This window comes from Kitasatospora sp. NPDC059599 (genome assembly GCF_042735125.1).
In the GTDB taxonomy this organism is placed as follows: Bacteria; Actinomycetota; Actinomycetes; order Streptomycetales; family Streptomycetaceae; genus Kitasatospora.
Genome location: NZ_JBHWCL010000007.1, coordinates 30,965 through 47,700, shown reverse-complemented (window position 1 = coordinate 47,700; position 16,736 = coordinate 30,965). Strand labels below are relative to the sequence as shown.

At 73.7% G+C, this 16,736-nt stretch carries 16 protein-coding genes; 8 read left to right on the top strand and 8 right to left on the bottom strand.

What is annotated here, in order from left to right; translation table 11 throughout:
- The first annotated feature begins 167 nt into the window (after positions 1-167).
- On the top strand, positions 168-1,805 hold the full coding sequence (locus ACFV04_RS04260; RefSeq protein WP_380340058.1) for a M4 family metallopeptidase: 1,638 nt from the start codon (positions 168-170) through the stop codon (positions 1,803-1,805).
- A 188-nt stretch (positions 1,806-1,993) separates the two neighbouring features.
- Here ACFV04_RS04260 and ACFV04_RS04255 read toward each other — a convergent pair whose 3' ends face one another.
- Positions 1,994-2,452: a winged helix-turn-helix transcriptional regulator gene (locus tag ACFV04_RS04255; protein ID WP_380526670.1), complete on the bottom strand. Its 459-nt coding sequence runs from the start codon at positions 2,450-2,452 to the stop codon at positions 1,994-1,996.
- Between the two features lie 114 nt (positions 2,453-2,566).
- Here ACFV04_RS04255 and ACFV04_RS04250 point away from each other — a divergent pair, with 114 nt between their 5' ends.
- Together ACFV04_RS04250 and ACFV04_RS04245 are read left to right on the top strand one after the other, a co-directional pair.
- A complete protein-coding gene (locus ACFV04_RS04250; protein WP_380340064.1) occupies positions 2,567-3,229 on the top strand; it encodes an NADPH-dependent F420 reductase in 663 nt (220 codons plus the stop codon).
- 164 nt (positions 3,230-3,393) lie between these two features.
- Complete coding sequence (locus ACFV04_RS04245) at positions 3,394-4,368, top strand: CPBP family intramembrane glutamic endopeptidase (RefSeq protein ID WP_380526668.1); 975 nt, start codon at positions 3,394-3,396, stop codon at positions 4,366-4,368.
- Positions 4,369-4,437: 69 nt separating this feature from the next.
- On the opposite strand, the gene ACFV04_RS04240 is transcribed toward ACFV04_RS04245, so the two are convergent.
- Together ACFV04_RS04240 and ACFV04_RS04235 are read right to left on the bottom strand one after the other, a co-directional pair.
- The gene (locus ACFV04_RS04240; RefSeq protein ID WP_380340070.1) at positions 4,438-5,415 is read right to left on the bottom strand and encodes an ABC transporter substrate-binding protein; all 978 of its coding nucleotides are present in this window, start codon (positions 5,413-5,415) and stop codon (positions 4,438-4,440) included.
- Positions 5,416-5,556: 141 nt separating this feature from the next.
- The gene (locus tag ACFV04_RS04235; RefSeq protein WP_380526666.1) at positions 5,557-6,357 is read right to left on the bottom strand and encodes a MerR family transcriptional regulator; all 801 of its coding nucleotides are present in this window, start codon (positions 6,355-6,357) and stop codon (positions 5,557-5,559) included.
- A 173-nt stretch (positions 6,358-6,530) separates the two neighbouring features.
- On the opposite strand from ACFV04_RS04235, the gene ACFV04_RS04230 reads away from it, so the two are divergent.
- From ACFV04_RS04230 to ACFV04_RS04220, 3 genes are read left to right on the top strand one after another with little or no spacing between them, the layout of a single operon-like run.
- Positions 6,531-8,201: a flavin-containing monooxygenase gene (locus tag ACFV04_RS04230; RefSeq protein WP_380526664.1), complete on the top strand. Its 1,671-nt coding sequence runs from the start codon at positions 6,531-6,533 to the stop codon at positions 8,199-8,201.
- Positions 8,198-9,202 carry an alpha/beta fold hydrolase gene (locus ACFV04_RS04225; RefSeq protein ID WP_380526662.1) on the top strand — a complete coding sequence of 335 codons (1,005 nt, stop codon included), beginning with the start codon at positions 8,198-8,200 and terminating at the stop codon, positions 9,200-9,202. The genes ACFV04_RS04230 and ACFV04_RS04225 overlap by 4 nt, the downstream gene beginning before the upstream one ends.
- Positions 9,199-10,116, top strand: coding sequence for an SDR family oxidoreductase (locus ACFV04_RS04220; RefSeq protein ID WP_380340082.1), 918 nt, complete (start codon positions 9,199-9,201; stop codon positions 10,114-10,116). Before ACFV04_RS04225 ends, ACFV04_RS04220 begins: the two co-directional genes overlap by 4 nt.
- Positions 10,117-10,257: 141 nt before the next feature.
- Here the strand turns inward: ACFV04_RS04220 and ACFV04_RS04215 are convergent, their stop codons facing one another.
- Entirely contained in the window at positions 10,258-11,649 is a 1,392-nt protein-coding gene (locus tag ACFV04_RS04215; RefSeq protein ID WP_380526659.1) for a PLP-dependent aminotransferase family protein, read from the bottom strand.
- Positions 11,650-11,873: 224 nt separating this feature from the next.
- Here ACFV04_RS04215 and ACFV04_RS04210 point away from each other — a divergent pair, with 224 nt between their 5' ends.
- The gene (locus ACFV04_RS04210; RefSeq protein WP_380526657.1) at positions 11,874-12,536 is read left to right on the top strand and encodes a LysE family translocator; all 663 of its coding nucleotides are present in this window, start codon (positions 11,874-11,876) and stop codon (positions 12,534-12,536) included.
- A gap of 42 nt (positions 12,537-12,578) precedes the next feature.
- On the opposite strand, the gene ACFV04_RS04205 is transcribed toward ACFV04_RS04210, so the two are convergent.
- The 4 genes from ACFV04_RS04205 to ACFV04_RS04190 form a co-directional block, all read right to left on the bottom strand.
- Positions 12,579-13,811, bottom strand: coding sequence for a serine hydrolase domain-containing protein (locus ACFV04_RS04205; protein WP_380526656.1), 1,233 nt, complete (start codon positions 13,809-13,811; stop codon positions 12,579-12,581).
- The gene (locus ACFV04_RS04200; RefSeq protein ID WP_380340094.1) at positions 13,808-14,743 is read right to left on the bottom strand and encodes a DUF6895 family protein; all 936 of its coding nucleotides are present in this window, start codon (positions 14,741-14,743) and stop codon (positions 13,808-13,810) included. The genes ACFV04_RS04205 and ACFV04_RS04200 overlap by 4 nt, the downstream gene beginning before the upstream one ends.
- Positions 14,740-15,453 carry a hypothetical protein gene (locus tag ACFV04_RS04195; protein WP_380526654.1) on the bottom strand — a complete coding sequence of 238 codons (714 nt, stop codon included), beginning with the start codon at positions 15,451-15,453 and terminating at the stop codon, positions 14,740-14,742. The genes ACFV04_RS04200 and ACFV04_RS04195 overlap by 4 nt, the downstream gene beginning before the upstream one ends.
- A 78-nt stretch (positions 15,454-15,531) precedes the next feature.
- Complete coding sequence (locus tag ACFV04_RS04190; protein ID WP_363568886.1) at positions 15,532-15,657, bottom strand: hypothetical protein; 126 nt, start codon at positions 15,655-15,657, stop codon at positions 15,532-15,534.
- A gap of 236 nt (positions 15,658-15,893) precedes the next feature.
- Here ACFV04_RS04190 and ACFV04_RS04185 point away from each other — a divergent pair, with 236 nt between their 5' ends.
- Positions 15,894-16,667, top strand: coding sequence for an SDR family NAD(P)-dependent oxidoreductase (locus ACFV04_RS04185; RefSeq protein WP_380526653.1), 774 nt, complete (start codon positions 15,894-15,896; stop codon positions 16,665-16,667).
- Positions 16,668-16,736: the final 69 nt, after the last annotated feature.

The window sequence follows — 16,736 nt, the reverse complement described above, 5'->3', positions numbered from 1 at the left end:
TTCTGTTCATCCCCAGCGGCAGCCCCCACCCCCACCCCTCGGTGGCGAGCCGCATGACTGCACGGGATTCCAGCACGTCAGCGCCCGTCCCGCCCCACAGGTGCCGACCCGGCCCCCGGGACGAGGTGCGACCGCGCCCCTGCGCGGTTTCCCGGAAGGACTCGTACGTGAAGCGAAAGCTCGCGGCCGTCGCCGTACTCTCGGCCACCGCCCTGCTGACCGGTGTGATCCAGGTGAGCACCGCCGCCCAGGCCGCCCCCACCCCCTCGCTGCAGGCCCAGGCCGCCCAGCAGCACGCGACCGCGCTCGCCGTGGCGAGCGGCCAGGCCGGTCCGCTCGCCAAGGCGCTCGGCCTCGGCGACAAGGAGCAACTGGTCGCCAAGGACGCCGTCGTGGACAAGGACGGCACCCGCCACCTGCGCTTCGAGCGCACCTACGCCGGCCTGCCCGTGATCGGCGGCGACCTGGTCGTCCACCAGAAGGCCGACGGCGCCGTGAAGTCGGTCTCCAAGGCGGTCGCCGCACGGATCGACCTGCCGAGCGTGACCCCGAAGCTCCCGGCCGACCAGGCCGCCGCGCAGGCCACCGGCGCGGTCAAGGCCACCGTCGGGGTGACCCTCGACGCCGACCAGTCGCCGCTGTCCGACGTCCACCAGACCGGCAAGGCCCAGCTGGTGGTCTGGGCCACCGACGGCGAGCCCCGACTCGCCTACCGCACCACCGTCGAGGGCGTGCGCGCCGACGGCACCCCGAGCAGCCAGGTCCTGGTGACCGACGCGGCGAGCGGCCAGGTGCTCTCCACCCACGAGAAGGTGCAGACCGCCGCCGGCACCGGCAACGGCGTCTTCGTCGGCCAGGTACCGCTGACCACCGCGCAGAGCGGTGGGCAGTACTCGCTCAAGGACGACACCCGCGGCGGCCAGTCCACCACCGACATGAGCAACGGCACCTCGGGCAGCGGCTCGCTGTTCGCCAACACCACCAACACCTTCGGTGACGGCACCGCCGCCAACCGCGAATCCGCCGCCGTGGACGCCCAGTTCGGCGCCTCCACCACCTGGGACTTCTACAAGAACACCTTCGGCCGCAACGGCATCCGCAACGACGGCGTCGGTGCCCTCAGCCGGGTGCACTACGGCTCCAACTACGTCAACGCGTTCTGGAGCGACGACTGCTTCTGCATGTCGTACGGCGACGGCAGCGGCGACGCGGCCCCGCTCACCGAGATCGACGTGGCCGGTCACGAGATGACCCACGGCGTGACCGCCGCGACCGCCAACCTCAACTACGCGGGCGAGTCCGGCGGCCTCAACGAGGCCACCTCGGACATCATGGGCACGATGGTCGAGTGGTACGCCAAGCTGCCCTCCAACCCGCCGAACTACTGGATCGGCGAGCTGATCAACCTCAACGGCGACGGCAAGCCGCTGCGTTACATGGACCAGCCGAGCAAGGACGGCCAGTCCGCCGACTACTGGGACGCCAACGTCGGCAACTCGGACGTCCACTTCTCCTCCGGCGTGGCGAACCACTTCTTCTACCTGCTGTCCGAGGGCAGCGGCGCGAAGAGCATCAACGGGTTCGACTACAACAGCCCGACGTACGACAACTCGACGCTCGCCGGCATCGGCCGGGACAAGGCCGCGCAGATCTGGTACAAGGCGCTGACCACGTACTTCACCTCCACCACCGACTACGCGGGCGCCCGTGCGGCCACCCTCAGCGCGGCGGCGGACCTGTACGGGTCGGGCGGCACGGAGTACAACGCGGTCGCCGCCACCTGGACGGCGGTCAACGTCAACTGAGCCGGGGGCCCTGCCGGACCGTGGGTGCCGGCCGGAAGGGCCGTGAGCGGCGGGAGCGACGGTGCGCGGACCACCGTCGTTCCCGCCGCTCCTCCATGTGCGGCGCACCCCGCGCGACGTGCGGAGTATCCGGGGACGTGCGGAGCATCCCGGGACCTGCGGAACCCCCCGCTGTGGCGCGGTGTGCCTCAGGCCCCTCGTGTTCCGTACCGCTCCTGGGCGTCGAGGACCGCATCACCGTGAGCGGCGGCCCAGGCGCCGAGCGCGCGGATCGGCCCGAGCAGAGCCGCGCCCGCGCCGGTGAGGGCGTAGTCGACCCGGGGCGGTGCCTCGGCGTACCGGCGGTGCTCCACCAGGCCGTTGTACTCCAGCCGCCGCAAGGCCTCGTTGAGCACCTTCGGGCTGATCCCGCCGATCCGGTCGAGCAGGTCGCGCGGCCGCATCGGGCCCCGCTCGCCGAGGACGTGGACGACCACGCTGTCCCAACGGTTCGCGATCACCTCGAAGGCCAGCCGGGCACGGCAGTCGGCGGCGAAGACGGTGCCGTCCGGATCGCCGTCCGGGCCCGGCCCCACGGTTGCGCCGGCACCGTCGGCCGCCGGGCCGGAATCCGCTCCACTCCCGCTCTTCCGGTTCATGGTGTCCATGCGTCCATCCTGCCCGATCCGATGCGTACCGGATGGTGTGCATCGGCCCGCCTAGCGTGCCGGGTACGGAAGTTCGCACCGACTGAGGTCGGGCATCGACGGCGAGGAGTGGACATGCGGATCGGCATTCTCGGGACCGGCGCCATGGCGGCGGCCCTCGGCGGGGCCTGGGTACGGTCCGGGCACGAGGTCCTGGTGGGCGGGCGCGACCCGGAGGCGGCGAAGCGGCTCGCCGTCGCGATCGGCGCGTCGGGAGGCGATGGGCTGAGCGGTGCGGCGAGTTTCGGGGAGGCCGTGCTGGTCGCGGTGCCGGCCGGAGCGGCGGTGCCGGTGGTCGCGCCGCTGGCGGGCGACCTGGCCGGGCGGACCCTCCTCGACTGCACCGTACCGATGGCCCCGGGCGCGGCCGGGCCCGTGCTGACCACGGAGGGCACGGCCGACTCCGTCGCCGCCCGGCTCGCCGTGGCGGCGCCGACGGCCCGGGTGGCCAAGGTGTTCGGGATCTGCCACGAGAGCATCTGGACCCTGCCGCGGCCAGCCTTCGAAGGCGGCGCCCCGCTCGGCGTCCCCTACTGCGTGGACGACCCGGCGGCCGGCACGCTCGTCGCCGACCTGGTGGCTTCCATGGCCTGCGTCCCGGTGCACTGCGGCGGCCTCGACCGGGCCGGGCTGCTGGAGGCGACGGCCGTGTTCGCGATCGGCGTCTGGTGGTCCGGCGGCGAGGCGCGGCACGTCTTCCCGTCGCCGGCCCTCGCGCCGGGAGCGGTGGACGACTAGGCCGCGACTGGGCCCGGTTCGGTCCGGCCCCGGACAGGACCTAGCACGCCGGACCGGTCGCCGGACACCCAGAAAACTCGACCATCCGCCGGCAGTCGACAACCCCCTTGACCGGCAGCGTACTTGGTTCCACCGGTGTGCTTCGGGTCCGTAGCGTCCTCGGCATGACGTTACTGACGCAATCTCCGTCGGGCACCGTTCGCCGTCGCGGCCTGGTGGTCTACCTGGTCCTCGCGTACGCCGGGATGTGGGCGGCCATGGCGCCGCTGCTGGCCGACGGCTACCGGCGGGCCGACGCCCGGGAGGAGGTCGGCGGGCTGGAGCAACTGTGCATCGGCGCAGCGATGTTCGCGCCCGCGCTGGCCGCGCTCTTCGCGGTCCGCTTCGTCGAGCGCGGTCGCGCGGGTGGGCGCGGTGGGGTGCGGGACGCCCTCGCGTTGCACTGGCCCCGCCCCCGGGCCCGCGCGGTCCGGGCCTGCCTGCTGCCGGTCGCGGTGCTCGGCGGGCTGACGGCGGCGGTGCTGGTACTCGGCACGCTGGCGGGCAGCTACCCGTTCGCCGGGTTCGGCGCGTTGCACGCGGGGGCGGTCGGTTCCTGGGCGGTCCAGGGCGTGATCGGGATGGCGGTCTCGCTGCCGCTCTTCTTCGGCGAGGAACTCGGCTGGCAGGGTTTCCTCTTCCCCCGACTGGTCCGACTGGGCGCCGCTACCCAGGGCGGGGCCGCGGCCGGTACCGAGGGCGGGGGCGAGGGCGGCACGGGCGCCCTGGTCCGGGCGTACCTGCTCACCGGTACGGCCTTCGCGCTCTGGCACCTGCCGCCGTTGCTGATGGGCGGCCAGTACCCGGGGCGCCCCTGGTACGTGGCGGTGCCCGCCTTCGTGGTGAGCTGCGTGCTCGTCCTGCCGGTCTTCACCTGGCTGCGGCTGCGTTCGGGGTCGGTGGTCCCGGCCGTGCTGGCGCACACCTTCGCGAGCAGCATGAGCGTGTCGATGGTCAAGGAGTTCGCCGACCCGACCGCCGAGCTGGACCCGCTCACCATGGGGCTCGGCGGCTGGCCCGGTTGGATCGTCCTCGGCGCGTTCGTGGCCTTCCTCGCGTGCACCGGCCGGCTGCGCCCGTCCCGGTACGGCCGGGGGTAGCCCGCCGGGCGGTGAGCGGTGAGCGGTGAGCGGTGGGCGGCCGGGCGGTTGGCGGATCGCGGCCGGCGGTCACCCGCCCGTCGGCGCCAGGTCCTTGCGGACCTCGTCCAGCATCAGGCCGGCCCCGGTGTACCCGATGCCGAGCATCCACAGGTTGTCGTCCACCCGGAAGACCCGCCCGTGGCGGACGGCGTCCAGGTTCTTCCACAGCGCGCCCTCGGTGACCTTGCCCTGGTCGGACTTGGCCGCGTCCCCGTACACCGAGTAGAAGATGACGTCGGCCGCCGCCTGGTCGACCTGCTCCGGGCTGATCTCCATCGAGAAGCCGGGCTTGTCCTGGTTGGCGGGACGGCCGAGTCCGAGGTCCTTGAAGACCGAGCCGACGAAGGTGTCGTCGAGGTACAGCCTGGTCGGCGCGCCCGCCAGGAAGCGGGCCATCGCGACCCGGGTGGCCGCGGCCCTGGCCGGCCCGCCGAGTGCGGTGACCAGGTCGCGCAGCTTCGTCCGGTACGCCGCGTCCGCCGCCGCGGCCTCGGTCTGACGGCCCAGGGCCTCGGCGTGCAGCCGGACGTTCTCCTTCCAGGTCGGCCCGGTGGTCTTGGAGAGCACGGTCGGCGCGATCCTGGACAGCTCGTCGTACCGCTTGTCGTCGCGGACCTGGTTGCTGAGGATGAGGTCCGGACGCAGTGCCGCGATCGACTCCAGGCTGGGCTGGCCGATCGTGCCGACGGTCTTCGTCCCGGCGAGCCGATCGGCGGGGAGGTAGGCGGGGAAGGGCGCGCCCGCGCTGACGGTGGTGGCGCCGACCGGGGCGAGCCCGAGGGTGAGCACCGAGTCCAGCGCGTCCGTGTCCAGCACCACGACCCGTTCGGCCCGCGCCGGCACGGTGCTCTCCCCGCGCGCGTGCCGGACCGTCCGGGTGCTGCCGCTGCCGGACGAACCGGCCTTCGGGGCGGGGGAGTCGGGCCCGCAGGCGGCGAGCGCCAGTCCGGGAGCGAGCCCGGCGGCGAGGCCGAGCGCGGCGCGGCGGCTGAGGGTTCTGGACATCGAGGGCACCTCCAACGTGCGTGCGGGGCGCGGGAATTCCTGCCCGCGCGGCCGCCGGTTCACGCCTGGAGCCACAGGGGTCGGTCGCACCCCCGGAGACGCAGGATCACCGCTGAGCGCCCGGATCCCGCCGCGGCCCCGTCAGGGCCCGTCCTGGGCCTCGGTTCCGTTCTCCCGTCGCTGGCGCAGCAGTTCGTCGTACTCGGCGTGCACCCGGCGGTCCATCGCCAGGGTGAACTGGGCGTCGGCGACGGTGCGGGCCAGTGGCCGTACCCGCAGGATGCGTTCGGTGAGCCGGGCCGCTTCGCCGGGCGGCAGCGGGGTGTCGGTGGCCAGTGCGCTGAGCAGGTGCTCGGTGACCACCTCGATGAAGATCTCGGCGATGGCGTCCACGTGTTCCCTGGTGCGCCGGCTGGCGTCCAGCACCGCCGAGAGCGGCACGCCCTCCGCCACCAGTTCCGTGGTGGCGTCCATGAGCCGGCGGCTCACGTGGGTGATCCCGTCCTCCTCGATGCTGATGTAGCCCTGTTCGATCGATTCGGCGGTGTTCTCCTCGGTGAGCTGGTCCCCGAACGCGGTCTTCAGTTCCTCCCAGTCCAGGCGTACCGGGGTCTCGTCCGACCAGGGGGCGACGATCGCGGCCTCCAGCCCGATCAGGTCGGCGACGTCCCGCCCGCTCTCGCCGGCGCCGATCAGCTCGGCGATGCCGCCCAGGGTGTGGCCGCGTTCCAGCAGCTCGCCGATCATGCGCAGCCGGGAGAGGTGTTCCTCGCCGTACCAGGCGATCCGGCCCGCCTTGCGGGGTGGCTGGAGCAGTTTGCGCTCGCGGTAGAAACGCAGGGTGCGGGTGGTGATTCCGGCCGCTTCGGCCAGTTCCTCCACCCGGTACTCACGTTTTCTGTCGCTGGCAGCAGCTCTGACCTTGTCCACGGCGATCAGCATAGGTCCGTCGGCGGGAACGTTCCCGGGGTCGGGTCCGTCGCGCTTCTTCCCTCCGGTGTCAGCAAGGGCTACCCTGCCAATCATGCCAGTGATTACTGGCGCGATTGGCAGGGTCCGGGGGCGGGGTCCCCGGAGAGCGCGACGACCACCGCCCACCCTCAGGAGGAGGCCGCATGGCATCCAGCAGCAAGCGCCCCCGCTCCGGCACGGCCGGCGCGTCCGGCGAGCCCGACACGCCCGGCGCGGCCGACGGCTCCGGCACCTCCGGCGCCGCGGGTGCCCCCGACGCCGACGGCGCGCCCGAAGCGGCGGCCGCGACCGGCGCCCGCGTGGCGGCGGAGACCGTGCCGCACGTCCGGGTGGCGGTGATCGGCTCCGGCTTCGGCGGGCTCGGTGCGGCGGTCCGGCTGCGGCGCGCCGGGATCACCGACTTCGTGGTCCTGGAACGCGCGGACTCCGTCGGCGGCACCTGGCGCGACAACAGCTACCCCGGCTGCGCCTGCGACGTACCCTCCCACCTCTACTCCTTCTCCTTCGCCCCCAACCCCGACTGGCCGCGCAGCTTCTCGGGCCAGCCGGACATCCGCGCCTACCTGGAGAAGGTCGCGACGGTCTTCGGCCTCCGCCCCCACCTGCGCTTCAACGCGGAGGTGCTGGAGGCGCGGTGGGAGAGCGAGGCGACCCGCTGGCGGATCACCACCTCGGCCGGTCAGTGGACCGCCGACGCCGTCGTCTCCGCCGCCGGGCCGCTCGCCGACCCGCAGGTCCCCGACCTGCCCGGGCTGAGCGGCTTCCCCGGCAAGGTCTTCCACTCCTCCCGCTGGGACCACGACTTCGACCTGACCGGCAAGCGCGTCGCCATGGTGGGCACCGGCGCCTCCGCCGCCCAGATCATCCCGTCGATCCAGCCCGAGGTCGGCAAGCTGACCGTCTTCCAGCGCACCCCGGCGTGGGTCCTGCCGCGCCGCGACCGCGAGATCACCCAGCTGGAGAAGTGGCTGCACGGCCGCCTGCCGGTCACGGCGAAGGTCCGTCGCGGCACCCTGTTCGCCCTCCGCGAGCTCCAGGTCGACGCCTTCGTCCGCCGCCCCGGGATGCTGCGCCTGGTCCAGCAGCTCGCCGAACGCCACCTCGCGCAGGGCGTCGCCGACCCGGCGCTGCGCGCCAGGCTGACCCCGGACTACCGGATCGGCTGCAAGCGCATCCTGCTCAGCAACACCTACTACCCGGCGCTCTCCGCTGCCAACACCGAGGTCGTCGCCTCCGGCCTGCGCGAACTGCGCGGCTCCACCCTGGTCGCGGCCGACGGCAGCGAGCACGAGGTGGACGCCATCGTCTTCGGCACCGGTTTCCACGTCACCGACATGCCCATCGGTGACCGGGTGTTCGGCGTCAACGGCACCAGTCTGGCCGAGGAGTGGAAGGGCGGCATGGAGGCGCTGCGCGGTTCGACCGTGCGCGGCTTCCCGAACCTCTTCTTCGTCATCGGGCCCAACACCGGCCTCGGCAACAGCTCGATGATCCTCATGATCGAGTCCCAACTGAACTACATGATCGACGCGTTGACCATGCTCCGCTCGATCGGTGCCGCCGCGATGCAGCCGACCGCGCGCGCCCAACGGCAGTGGAACCTCGAACTGCAGCACCGGATGGACCGTACCGTCTGGACCACCGGTGGCTGCCGCAGCTGGTACCTCGACCCGAGTGGCAGGAACACCGTGCTCTGGCCCGGCTCCACCAGCTCGTTCCGCCGCGCCACCCGCAAGGTGGACCTCGGTGAGTACGAGCTGATCATGCGCGCCGCACCGGCCGCCACCCGTACCGTCCAGGAGGTCTCCGCGTGAGCGCCGTCCATCTGCCCGCCGAGTACGAACCCCCAGTACCTGTCGATGAGTTGAGCGTACGGTCGGCGGACGGCATCCGGCTGCACGTCGAGGTGCACGGCCAACCCGGCGCACCCACCGTGGTGCTGGCGCACGGCTGGACCTGTTCCACCACGTTCTGGGCCCCGGTGATCCGCGAACTCTCCGACCGCTACCGGGTGGTGGCCTACGACCAGCGCGGCCACGGTCACAGCGAGATCCCGCCGAGCCGGGCCCGCTACTCGACCAGGGCGCTCGCCGAGGACTTGTCCGCGGTACTCGCCCGGACCGTTCCGGCGGGGGAGCGGGCCGTGCTGGCCGGACACAGCATGGGCGGGATGACCATCATGGCCGCCGGCGGCCGCCCCGAGGTCGCCGACCGCACCGCAGCCGCGATCCTGATCTCCACCGGTCCGGCCGACCTGGTGGCCGAACTCACCGTGCTGCCCCCGGGCGTCCGCTCCCCGGGTCTGCGCCGCTTCCTGCACCGGCAGCTGCTCCGCTCCCGGCTGCCGCTCGGACCGGTCTCGCCGGTCAGCCGGGTCGCGCTCAAGTACGCCACCATGGGGCCGGGTTCGCCCGCCGGGCAGGTGGAGGCCACGGCCCGGATCGTGCACGCCTGCCCGACCGCCGTACGCGCCAACTGGGCCGCGGTGCTCGACCGGCTGGACGTCCGCGCCGGACTGGCCCGGCTCGCCGCGCCCACCGCGGTCGTGGTCGGCACCGCCGACCGGCTGACCCCGCCGGTGCACGCGCACCGGATGGTCGCCGAACTGGCCGACCCGCAGGGGATGTTGCTGCTGCCCGGGGTCGGCCACATGTCGCCGCTGGAGCGCCCGGCGGAGGTCGCCGCCGAGATCCACCGGATGGCCGCCACGCACCTGGTCGGCGGCGCCGGCTCCGCTGATCGCCCCGAGTCCGCCGATGAAGCTGCCAATGAACCCGCCGATGAACCCGCCGATGAGAGGACCGCCGTCGCATGACCGCCATCCCGCCGCTGTCCGCGCAGGTCGTCGTCGTCACCGGGGCCGCCCGCGGGGTCGGCGCGTCGCTCGCCCGCAAGCTCGCCCGGCGCGGGGCCAAGGTCGCCCTGCTGGGGCTGGAGCCGGAGGAGCTGAAGGCCGTCGCCGCCAAGTGCGGCCCGGACGCGACCAGTTGGGAGGTGGACGTCACCGACCTCGACGCGCTGGAGGACACCGCCCGACGGGTCAAGGAGCACTACGGGCGGATCGACACCGTCGTCGCCAACGCCGGGATCGCGCTCGGCGGACCGCTGACGGACAGCGACCACCGGGCGTTCAGCCGGGTCATCGAGGTGAACCTGCTCGGCAGCGTCGCCACCGCGCGGGCCTTCCTGCCGGCCCTCACCGAGAGCCGTGGGTACCTGCTGCAGATCGCCTCGCTCGCGGCGCTGACACCGGCACCGCTGATGAGCGCGTACTGCGCCAGCAAGTCCGGGGTGGAGGCCTTCGCCCACTCGATCCGCGCCGAGGTCGCCTACCGGGGTGTGAAGGTCGGCGTCGGATACCTGAGTTGGACCGACACCGACATGGTGCGCGGGGCTGACGAGGACGCCGTGCTGAAGCAGATGCGGTCGCGGCTGCCGTGGCCGGCGAACAAGACGTACCCGCTGGAGCCCGCGGTGGACCGGATCGTGGCGGGCATCGCGCGCCGGTCGGCCCACGTCTACGCCCAGGCCTGGCTTCGGGGCATGCAGCCGGTCCGCTGGCTGCTGCCGAGCCTGATCGCGGTGGTCGGCTCCCGGGACGTGGCCCGGCTCGCCCCGCAGCTCGCCGCCACCGCCGCCGACCGCCTGCGCGCCGTCGGCGCCGGGGGTGCGGCGGACACCGAGGCCCGGGGGAGCCGACGTGGGTCGGACAGCCGAGGCGACGGCTGACGCGGTCGGCTGACTGCGGTCAACCAGCCGCTGACAACTGACAACTGACAACTGACAACTGGTAGGCGGTAGGCGGTAGGCGGCAGGCGACAAGTGACAGGCGACAGATGACAGCTGACAGATTTCGAAAGCTGTCATCTGTCAGCTGTCATCTGTTCGCCGCCCGCCGTCGTCCGCTCCCTCCCCCTCTCCCTCGTCCACTCCCTTGCCCTCGCTCTCGCCCGCGATCCGCGCCAGCGTTTCCAGGGCTTGCGCCAGTACCGGCAGCGGCGGCGAGGCCAACCCGACTCGGACGGCGGACGGCGAGCGTCGCGGATCCACGGCGAACGCCGTCGCGGGCGTGACCGCGATCCCGGCGCGCGCCGCCGCCGCGACGAAGGTCTCGGCCCGCCGGCCGCCCGGCAGTTCCCACCACAGGTAGTACGAACACGGGTCGGCCCGCAGCCGCTGCCCCGCCAGCACCTCGCGCGCCAGCCTCTGCCGGTCCGCCGCGTCGGCCCGCTTCGCCGCCTCGACGGCGACCAGCGTGCCGTCCCCGATCCAGCGCACCGCCGCCTCCAGCGCGAACCCGTTGGGCGTCCAACCGCCCGACCGCAACGCGCCCGCCACCTGTTCGCGCAGCCCGGCCGGCACGACCGCGAACCCGGTGGTCAGACCGGGTGCGAGCCGCTTGGAGAGACTGTCGACGAGGACGGTGCGCTCCGGTGCGAGCGCGGCCAGCGGGGTCGACCCGGGGCACAGGAAGGACCAGACGGCGTCCTCGACCACCGGCAGGTCGAGTCGCCGCAGTTCCTCCGCGAGGGCAACCGCCCGTTCGTGCGGCAGGCTCACGCCGAGCGGGTTCTGCAGCCGGGGCTGCACGTACACGGCGCGCAGTGGCGCCGCCCGGTGGGCGACGGCGACGGCGTCCGGCAGCAGTCCGCGTTCGTCCATCGCCAGTGGCACCAGCCTGATGCCCAGCCGTTCCGCCGTCGCCTTGACCACCGGATAGGTCAGCTCCTCGACCCCCAGCCGTTGCCCCGGCGGGACCAGCGCGGCGAGCGCCCCCGCGATGGCCTGCCGCCCGTTGCCCGCGAAGAGCAGGTCATGGCCGCCGGCCTCCCGGATGCCGGTCGGGAGCAGGTCCGCGAAGGCGTGCCGTGCCGCGTCCGTCCCGGCCGCGCCGACCGGCCGCAGCGCGTCGCCGAGCGCGTCCGCGCGCAGCAGCGGAGCCAACCCGCCCGCCAGCAGCCGGGCCTGCCCGGGGACGACGGGGTAGTTGAGCTCCAGGTCCACCGGTGTGGCGGCCGGTTCGGTGAGCGCGACCTGTCCGCCGTCCGGGTCGTGCGCGGCCCGGACGAAGGTCCCGCGTCCGACCTCTCCGACGGTCAGGCCGCGGCGGCCCAGTTCCCGGTAGACCCGTCCCGCCGTCGAGGCGGCGATGCCCCGGCTGCGGGCGAAGGCGCGCTGGGTGGGCAGTTGTCGGCCGGGCCGCAGCCGCCCGGCGGCGATGTCGGCGGCGACCTGGTCGGCGATCTGGCGGTAGTCGTCCATCGGCGTCGATCCCTCCGTCTCCTGCGTGTCCGGGCATGCCGTGCGCGCCCCGCGCCCGGCATCCCGCGTCCGGCGCCCCCGCGCCCTGCACCCCGCGTCCGGCGCCCCCGCGCCCGGCATCCCGCGTCCGGCGCCCCGCATCACACACGACGCACCCCGCCATCATTGCACCGAGCGCAAAGTCGTCATTGCGCCGAGCTGATCGCCCGGCCTAGCCTCCTCGCATGGACACGTTGACAACCGCCGTGGACGGCCACGCCGCGCTCGGGATCGCCGCTGTGGCACTGGGCATGGTGTTGTCGCCGGGGCCGAACATGATCTACCTGGTGTCGCGCTCGATCGCGCAGGGCCGCCGTGCCGGGCTGATCTCGCTGCTCGGGGTCGCGACCGGTTTCCTGGTCTACCTCGTCGCGGTGACGGCGGGGGTGGCCGCGGTGTTCTCGGTGGTGCCGGCCCTCTACACCGCGATCAAGCTGGCCGGCGCCGGCTACCTGCTCTGGCTGGCCTGGAAGGCGGTCAAGCCGGGCGGCACGGCGGTGTTCGCCCCGCAGGAGCTGCCGCCGGACCCTCCGCGCCGCCTGTTCGCGATGGGGTTCCTGACCTGCCTGCTCAATCCGAAGATCGCCATCATGTACATCTCGCTGCTGCCCCAGTTCGTGGTGCCGGAGCGCGGTCACGTGGCCCTGCAGAGCCTGCTGCTGGGGCTGATCCAGATCGTGATCGCGATCACCGTCAACGGACTGATCGCGATGAGCGCGGGCGGCATCGCCTCCTTCCTCAACCGTCGTCCGGCCTGGCTGCGCGTCCAGCGCTACGTGATGGGCACCGTCCTCGCCGGGCTGGCCGTGCACATCGCCGCCGACCGCGCCAAAGCGGTCGCTGCCTGAGGGGCGGAGCGGCCGCTCCCCAAGGGCCAGGGCGGCCGTCGGCTAAGGCCCGTCCTCGACGCACCGTCGTCCGTCCGGAGCCGACGTGTGACGGTCGGTCCGCTCCGGCGGGCGGCCCCGTGCGGTGGTCGCGGTGGTCGCGGTGGTCGCCGCGATTGCGGTTGCGACGGTCGCGGCGGGCGTCGGGCGGTGGCTGCGGCCGGTGGTGGTCGTCCGCGCGACCGTCCGCAGCACCTCGTACCCGGCCTGCACGAACCGTCCGTCCAGTATCGGCCCGGTGTTGGCGAGCACCGCGACGGCGGCCGCCGTCTCCGGGGAGAACCCCACGAAGGTCGTGAAGCCCCGAGTCCCGCCGGTGTGGAAGTACAGGTCGCGCCCGCCCGAGCGGCGACGGTTCCACACCAGGCACAGTTCGTCGGTGGAGTGCGGCAGCCGCAACCGCGCCCGCTGGACGTCGGCCAGGGCCGCTCCCAGCGCGCCGCCGCCCCCGCCTCCACCACTGCCCCGGCAGCTGCTGCCGGGCCGAGGCGCGTCGAGGTGTGCCCGGAGGTAGCGCAGCAGGTCGGCTCCGGTCGACCGGACGGCGCCCGCTCCCGGCAGCCCGGGGATGCTCCACGGCGGGACTGCGCGTCCGTGCCGGTACCCGGTCGCCAGGTTCGCCGGGTCCGGCGCGCAGGTGGTGGCGGGGAGGCCGAGCGGTCGGCAGACGCGCCGGGTGAGCAGTTCGCCGTAGGGCAGCCCGCCTGTCTCGGCGAGCACCCGACCGAGCAGCCCGACGCCGTAGTTGGAGTACCGGTACCGGCTACCGGGCGTGCACCGTACGGTGGTTCGGGCCAGTGCCACGCGCAACTGTTCGTCGCCGAAGGCGGTGTACGGGTTGCCGGCCCAGTTCCGGACGGCGCCCGCGAGCAGCCCGGGCGGCAGGCGGGGGAGCCCCGAGGTGTGGGTGGCCAGGTGCAGCAGCCGGATCGGATCGGTCGAACGCACCGTCACCGGAAGCCAGTCGGGCGGGAGGCGGTCCTCCACCGGGTCGGCCGGGGCGAGTTCACCGGTCGCGGTCATCTCCGCGAGCAGCAGGGCGGTGAACGTCTTGCTGACCGAACCGAGTTCGAAGACGGTGTCCGGGGTGCACGTGGGCGCGTCCGCGGTGCGGGCGAGTCGGCCGTGGCACCGGACCTCCTCACGGTCGCCGTGCACGACGGCCACCGTGACGGCGGTGGCGTACGGCGCGGCCGCCCGGACTGCCGCCCGGACGGCCGCGTCGAGCTCGTTCACCCGGCCGCGGCGTCGGTGCCGCCGAGCGCGCGGGAGAGTGTGACCGTCGCGGCCACCACCGCCACCACGGCGGTGTGTTCGTGGGCCCGGATCGCCGACTCGGGGTCGTCCTCGATGGGTTCGGCATCCCGGGGGACCAGGCCGTCCGCGCGTTGCACCGCCGCCAGCGCCTCCCAGCCGGAGCTGCCGAGAGCGGGTTCGCCGATGCACGCGTCGACGATCAGCAGTTCGCCGACGAGGTCCCACTGGCCGATCTCGGTCCAGATGTCGAGCCAGACCGGCAGCCAGGCGCGCAGGTAGTCGCGCATCGGTCCGGGCAGGTCCGCCGGGCGGGCGCCCCAGTCGGTGAGGTGGAAGACGGTGTGGGTGACCTGGTAGGCGATCGACCAGGCGATGGTCCAGGGTTCGGGGAGCGCGCCGAGCCAGGTGCGAGCAGCGAGTTCGGCCCAGTCGGGCCGGTGGCTGAGCCCGATGACCCGTCGTGCGTTCGCCACCGCCAGCTGGCGGCTGCCCTGGATCTCGACGGCGTGGACGGCGCGCAGCCGGCTGATCGATTCGAGCAACTCCTCCAGGGCGGCGTGCCGGTAGCCGACCCGGGCGAAGTGGGCGTAGGTCTCCAGCGGGTCGGTGACCGTGACGTGCCGCAGCTGGCGCTCGTACAGCATGTCGCCCTCGCGCAGTTGTTCCCAGGCGCCGTCGAGCATGTCGCGCGCGGCGCGGGCGTCCTGCGGTCCGGCAACGCCGTCGCGCAGGACCAGGGAGGAGGCCATCGCGGCTTCGCAGAGCGGCTTGTAGACGTCGTTCGGTTCGGCGAGGTCGATGATGGTGTTGTCGGAGAGCCGGCCCCAGCCGTCCTGGTAGCAGGTGTGCAGCCAGGACAGCGCGCGGGTGCCGAGTTGTTGGGCGGTGGCGAGCACCTGGGTGTCGGTCATCGCGGTCCACCCTCCGACAGGGCTTCGGCGACGGCGAGTTCGAGCCGGGTGCGGACGGCGCCGATGCCGACCAGACGGATCCGGTCCAGGATCGGCTCGACCTCCAGGTGCGGCGGCCGGTCCGCGGCGTCGGCCCACGCGAGCCAGCGGGCGAGCCGGACGGCGGTGGTGAAGTCGCGTCGGAGCATGGCGCGGGCGGTGCCGCGGGAGAGGTCCAGGAGGTTCGTGCGGGCGGCGTCGTGGACCGGGCCGTCCAGTCCGGGCAGCGCGAGCACGGACAGCTGTGCCATCCGGACCGACCAGGTCTGCCAGCCGAGTTCGGCCGGCCCGGGCGGCGGGGCGGGCGCGGGGTCCGGAGCGGTGTCCGCGTACGGGGTGCGGGCGAGCACCTGCTCGGCCGCCCAGTCCTGCCAGGCGATGGCCTGCGCGGCGTCGGGGGAGGCCGGTGCCGGGGAGGGGAAGGTCCGTCGGGCCTCGGCGAGCAGCGCGGCGGTGGGGCCGTCGGGCTCGGCTCCGGTGAGCAGCTGCGGGGCGAAGAGGTCGGCGCCGAGCACGCGGACCGCGGCCAGCAGCGGGCGGGGCACGGCGGTGTCCGGGGTCGCGAGCGCGGCCGCACCCCCGCCGCCCCGGAGGGCGTCGAGGGTCCGGCCCGCCACCCGCTCGACCGCCGCGGCGTACTCGTCACGGAGAGGGGTCTCGGCGAATGGCATGGTGGTGAGGTCCTCCTTCAGGAGGTAGGGCGCGGGCGCGGGGCCCCGCGGGTGCGGGGCCCTGCGGACGGAGCGTGGCTACCGGGTCGGCTTCTCCTTGGGTCCCTTCGGGGACAGCAGCAGGAGTCCGAGCAGCAGCAGGCCACCGGCGGCCTCGGGCAGGTACGTGGGCGCGTCGGACACGACGGCCTCGTCCTCCACCATCAGGCTCGCTAGGGTTTCGGCTTCGGCCGACGTCGCGCTGCGTGACGTCGAAACCGATTCGGTCCGGAACTGAGTAAGCATCAGATGTGCCTCCTCGTCTGGATTTCACCGCCAGGTCCGGCGGTGCCCCTGTCCGACACTACGAGCACGATCGAGTACCTGCATCCGCAGCGTCCTGAACTGGGGCGTTGCACTCGGTGTGGGCTCGACAGCGGCGAGTGGGTACGGTCGGGGGCATGACCACAGCCTTGATCACCGGCGCGACCGCCGGCATCGGAGCCGCGTTCGCCCGCCGGCTCGCCCGCAGCGGCTACCAGCTCGTCCTGGTGGCGCGGGACACCGAGCGCCTGGAACGCGCCGCCGCCGACCTGCACGGCACGTACGGCGTCGAGGCGGAGGTGCTGACCGCGGACCTCGCGACCGACGACGGCATCGGGGCCGTCGAGGCCCGGCTGGCCGACCCGGCCCGTCCGGTGGACCTCCTGATCAACAACGCCGGGTTCGGCAACAAGGGCGCGTTCGGAACCGTCCCGCTGCAGGACGAGCTGGACATGCTGAAGGTGCACGTCGAGGCGATCCTGCGGCTGACGACGGCCGCACTGCCCGGCATGCGCGAGCGCCGCCGGGGAGCGATCGTCAACGTCGCCTCGGTGGCGGCCTTCCTGCCGCGCGGGACGTACGGGGCGAGCAAGGCCTGGGTGGTCAGCTTCACCCAGGGCGTGCTGCGCGACCTGGGCGGCACGGGCGTGCGGATGATGGCGCTGTGCCCGGGTTTCACCCGGACCGAGTTCCACGAGCGGGCGGGCATGGGCACGGGCAACATCCCGGCCTGGTCCTGGCTCTCCGTCGACCGGGTCGTGGACGAGGCGATGCGCGACCTGGCCCGCGGCCGGTCGGTGTCCGTGCCGAGCAAGCGGTACAAGGTCGCGGTCGCGATCGCCCGGCTGCTGCCGCCGGGCGGGCTGGGCGGGCACTCCTCGAAGGCGGCGCGCACCTACCGGACGAACTGAGGCTCGCGGCGGCGGGCGGCGGGCGGCGGGCGGCGGGCGGCGGGCGGCGGCGTACGGCGGCTGGGGCTG

What these genes read in the sequence shown, in the direction of transcription:
- ACFV04_RS04255 (WP_380526670.1), bottom strand. Translation starts at nt 2,452, where the DNA reads ATGGACACCATGAACCGGAAGAGCGGGAGTGGAGCGGATTCCGGCCCG.
- ACFV04_RS04250 (WP_380340064.1), top strand. Translation starts at nt 2,567, where the DNA reads ATGCGGATCGGCATTCTCGGGACCGGCGCCATGGCGGCGGCCCTCGGC.
- ACFV04_RS04245 (WP_380526668.1), top strand. Translation starts at nt 3,394, where the DNA reads ATGACGTTACTGACGCAATCTCCGTCGGGCACCGTTCGCCGTCGCGGC.
- ACFV04_RS04240 (WP_380340070.1), bottom strand. Translation starts at nt 5,415, where the DNA reads ATGTCCAGAACCCTCAGCCGCCGCGCCGCGCTCGGCCTCGCCGCCGGG.
- ACFV04_RS04235 (WP_380526666.1), bottom strand. Translation starts at nt 6,357, where the DNA reads ATGCTGATCGCCGTGGACAAGGTCAGAGCTGCTGCCAGCGACAGAAAA.
- ACFV04_RS04230 (WP_380526664.1), top strand. Translation starts at nt 6,531, where the DNA reads ATGGCATCCAGCAGCAAGCGCCCCCGCTCCGGCACGGCCGGCGCGTCC.
- ACFV04_RS04220 (WP_380340082.1), top strand. Translation starts at nt 9,199, where the DNA reads ATGACCGCCATCCCGCCGCTGTCCGCGCAGGTCGTCGTCGTCACCGGG.
- ACFV04_RS04215 (WP_380526659.1), bottom strand. Translation starts at nt 11,649, where the DNA reads ATGGACGACTACCGCCAGATCGCCGACCAGGTCGCCGCCGACATCGCC.
- ACFV04_RS04210 (WP_380526657.1), top strand. Translation starts at nt 11,874, where the DNA reads ATGGACACGTTGACAACCGCCGTGGACGGCCACGCCGCGCTCGGGATC.
- ACFV04_RS04200 (WP_380340094.1), bottom strand. Translation starts at nt 14,743, where the DNA reads ATGACCGACACCCAGGTGCTCGCCACCGCCCAACAACTCGGCACCCGC.
- ACFV04_RS04195 (WP_380526654.1), bottom strand. Translation starts at nt 15,453, where the DNA reads ATGCCATTCGCCGAGACCCCTCTCCGTGACGAGTACGCCGCGGCGGTC.
- ACFV04_RS04190 (WP_363568886.1), bottom strand. Translation starts at nt 15,657, where the DNA reads ATGGTGGAGGACGAGGCCGTCGTGTCCGACGCGCCCACGTACCTGCCC.
- ACFV04_RS04185 (WP_380526653.1), top strand. Translation starts at nt 15,894, where the DNA reads ATGACCACAGCCTTGATCACCGGCGCGACCGCCGGCATCGGAGCCGCG.